The 3,509-nt window shown below is 60.5% G+C and carries 4 protein-coding genes; 3 read left to right on the forward strand and 1 reads right to left on the reverse strand.

The annotated features are described in order from the left end of the window. A partial coding sequence (locus tag AWB81_RS49250) for a DUF7696 family protein (RefSeq protein ID WP_445344350.1) occupies positions 1–224 on the reverse strand: 224 nt, incomplete at its 3' end. Positions 225–993: 769 nt separating this feature from the next. On the opposite strand from AWB81_RS49250, the gene AWB81_RS41185 reads away from it, so the two are divergent. The 3 genes from AWB81_RS41185 (at position 994) to AWB81_RS41195 (ending at position 2,876) form a co-directional block, all read left to right on the forward strand. Further along, complete coding sequence (locus AWB81_RS41185) at positions 994–1,500, forward strand: DUF1845 domain-containing protein (protein ID WP_116565428.1); 507 nt, start codon at positions 994–996, stop codon at positions 1,498–1,500. A gap of 89 nt (positions 1,501–1,589) precedes the next feature. Then, a complete protein-coding gene (locus AWB81_RS41190; RefSeq protein WP_062644213.1) occupies positions 1,590–2,411 on the forward strand; it encodes a hypothetical protein in 822 nt (273 codons plus the stop codon). Between the two features lie 12 nt (positions 2,412–2,423). After that, a complete protein-coding gene (locus tag AWB81_RS41195; protein WP_062644215.1) occupies positions 2,424–2,876 on the forward strand; it encodes a bactofilin family protein in 453 nt (150 codons plus the stop codon). Positions 2,877–3,509 lie beyond the last annotated feature (633 nt).

Raw genomic sequence — 3,509 nt, forward strand, 5'->3', positions numbered from 1 at the left:
GATTCGGCCTGAGATTGCATCTCTCGGGCTGCCGCACTGCCGCGACGTTCGCTGACATGGGAAATGAAGACAGAGCGCTCGGCGTCGCTGAACATCGCGACTCGAGCTACTTCGCACCGCTCTCGCCAAACGGGGGACGTGGTGTCCGCCTGCTCCCGCTCGGTATTGATTTGATGCGTGATGGCCTCGGCGATACGTTGATTGAGGCGGTCGGGCAACAACATGGAACAGCACCTCCGTTGAGAAAGGTCCGGCCGCAGGAAACGACGGACGAAAAAAAAGCCCGCTCCGGTCAGGGAGCGAGCTTCGTGAAATCGATATAGAGACCTACGCGCCACGTCCCTTCCGGGGACGTGGCGTGCAGGGAGCGGCCGGCATAAGCCGGTGTCGCTCGTTCAGAGAACGTAATGTCGTTCTCGCGCAGCATGGTCACGCCGCGCAACAGCCCTTTTCGGAATTGCTTCCGCCGCAGGAATCACGGATCAGCCAACTTCGATCGTTCTACCCAGATCAGGCTCTGGAGAGAGAACACCCGAAAACCCGGGTTCGAACGATGTACCGGCGCATATGAATGCAGCACAGGGTACGAGTATTACGGCTGAAATTGGGGAGTGTGTAGCGCGCACACTCAGCACAAGGAAGATTTCCACACCGGTAGCTATCCGGTCGGCGCATGCCTAACGCACGAGGCGGGCACGACTTGCAGAAAAAAGATGGACTCCGGGCTTGGAGTCGAGGTCGATGCGTCGGTGACGCGGGGAATGGAGTTGAGTATCCGGTTTATCGACGCTCGCGTGAGCTGAAAAGCTCACGAAATTCATATAGCTTTCGCCCGCTTGAACACTTGCCTGATCAACGAAAATTCTATGTGAGAGAGAACACAGACATACCGAGAACATCATGGCTGTTACTGACCTAGAAGCGCCCGACGAAGACCCCAAACTGGCTGCAGCGCTCGGCAACGAAAGCGCAGCGCAAAGCGGTCTTCGTCCGTTGAACCGGCTCACCAACGACAGCCGCCTCGCACGTATCAATGGCGACACGCTGGCGAAGACGGAACTGCCCTACTACTCGTTGTACGCACGCGAATTCCTGCGCGCCGACTTTAACTTCGCGGCCGCAAAGATGACCGTTGCGCGCGGGGGCAAGCTCATCGCGATCGAGTCGGAGTTTCGTACGGCCGAGGCTTTTATGAAGAAGGCGCTCGCCTGGGCAAGCAAGTTTCCAGGTCGACGCGCACCGACGCCGCCGGAGATGGTCACGCTTGAAATCAAGCACGCCATGTCCGGTCGCCTCGTGCGGCTCCTCTCGATGTATGACCAGCTTTTCCTGAAGACGATGGAAGCGCTGATGCTGCGAACCATGACGGCTCAAGTGCGCCAATCCGCGCTCGAGGCTGCTGAGGCACGCATCAATCAAATCCCTTTCTTGTGCATGCCGGACAACAACCGCTTTGCGCCAGAAGGTGTGCTGCTTCCGGACTCGGATCGAACTCACTGACATTGGAAACGAACTTCTCTGCGCTCCCGGTCTTGACCCGCGGCGGCGCTGGATATGCTCGACTTAACACAACGACGGGAGGACCCCGCATGGACTTACGCGAAATTCAACGACTGCATGCGCAGTTCGCACCGAACTCAATGACCATTGACCTGCAGCGGCAGCTCACTGCGCTCCCGGCGCCGGCTAATTTGACGGCACACGCTAGGACACCCACGCGCAAAGTGCGGCTCCCGAAGGTGGTGCCTGTTGCCCGCCGTAGCGTCGTCGCAGTCGCTATCGCCGCTATGGTGGCTATGGCGGGTATGGGAGCCGCGTCGTTGTACAAGTCGGTGGGCGCGCCCTCCTCGCACAGCCCGAAGAAGACGGTTGCCCAACCGCAACCCGATCAGAGCCAACGGGCTGCAACGGAAGGACAGCCAGTCGCCGCAGCGACGCGCCAGATCGATGCAGAACCGCCTCATCCGGTAGCGCTCGCTCCGACGCTGACCGGGAAGGACGTCGCTCCTGCATCCTCGATCGGCCTGACGGCTGACCAGTTCAAGAATTCGTTGGGCACGACGGGCGGCCCCTCAGCGAGCGTGGCCGCCACCAAGCCGCCCCCTGCAGTCTCCAACGATGAGCAACGAGCGGCTGCCTCACCTATTCATCAAGCGCGTCGCGAGACAGAGGCGGCTACCCAGGCTTCCTACAAGCCCGCGACCTCAGTGACGCCTGCGCAACCTCCGGCACAGCCTGCCGCAGATGAACACGCGTCGCAACAGAACGTGGCACCAACCCGCACGCACAGCTACCGCCACCGCTCGCATTCGCGCGATGAGCAGGTAAGCGATGGCGATACCGGGTCGGGAACGAGCAAGAAGTCGGCACCTGCGAACCGCGCCGGCTCTAACGAAGTGCAGATGTTCTAAGGAAACGACACCATGAAAACCGAACTCAATATCACGCTTATTGCGCGCGGCTGCGCGATCACCGGCGACATGGTCGTGGATCACGGCATTTCGTTCTTCGGCCTGCTCGACGGCGGCATCATCTCGACGCAGGGTCTGCTGCACGTCGGCGAAGGCGGACTCGTAAAGGGCTCCGCGCAGGGCGAGCACGTTCGCATTGACGGGCGCGTCGACGGAGATGTGCACGCTCGGGGCTCGCTGGAAATCAACGGCCAAGTCTCGGGCGACATCTTTTACTCCGGCACGATCCGCCTTGGTCCGCGTGCGTCTTTGAATGGCACGCTGAAGCGCGTTGCCAGAATGCTGACGATCGAGGTCGATTCGACGCCGGACGAAGGGCCTATCGGCGGTCCGCGCCTGGACGACGTGAAAGGCCAGGAACGCGCGGAATCAAATGTGACAGAGCTCTCCCGCGCAAAGGCCTGAGCTCCCCTATAAGCCCGATGATTTGCCGATAACGGGTCAAAGTGTCTTAAGGACCCATTGCGCCGTCGGTGGTGGCGACCACCGATTCACAGGTTTGGGCGGATGCGCAGCGGAAAGCCCTCGACGCCCAACTGGACGAGCTTTTCGGTACTTCGGCTGACGATCTCGAAGCCGCGCCCGCGCCTCGTTCCAAGATCACCTGACGCTCTTTGATGCAAGTATGACAACCCTCGTTCACCTCGGTATCTCCCCCAACGTTCTCGAGCTTGTTGGGAAGTCCCTCGTTTTCGCGCTCTTGCTGGCCCTCGCGAGCGGCATGCAGTTCGCAAACATGGGCTTCGTTCGCTTTAAAACATCCACTAGCGGCGACGAGAAGACGCCGGCACGCGACGCACCGACCCTACATCCGGCGCCCGGGAAAGGAGACGCAAGTGCGTGAGTATGCGCTGTTGGATGAGGACACGACCACCGGATGGGACGCGACAGCCGACCATGAAACCGATTGACCCTATCTTCGACTTTCTCACTGTGACGTGGGACGCGGCCGCCCAAGAGGCGGCTTTCGAAGGTCACTGCTTTTGCATGCTCGATACCGGACGACTCGTGAATAGCCACGCCATGCCCGCCGATACG

This window comes from Caballeronia arationis (assembly GCF_001544975.2).
GTDB classification, from domain to species: domain Bacteria; phylum Pseudomonadota; class Gammaproteobacteria; order Burkholderiales; family Burkholderiaceae; genus Caballeronia; species Caballeronia arationis.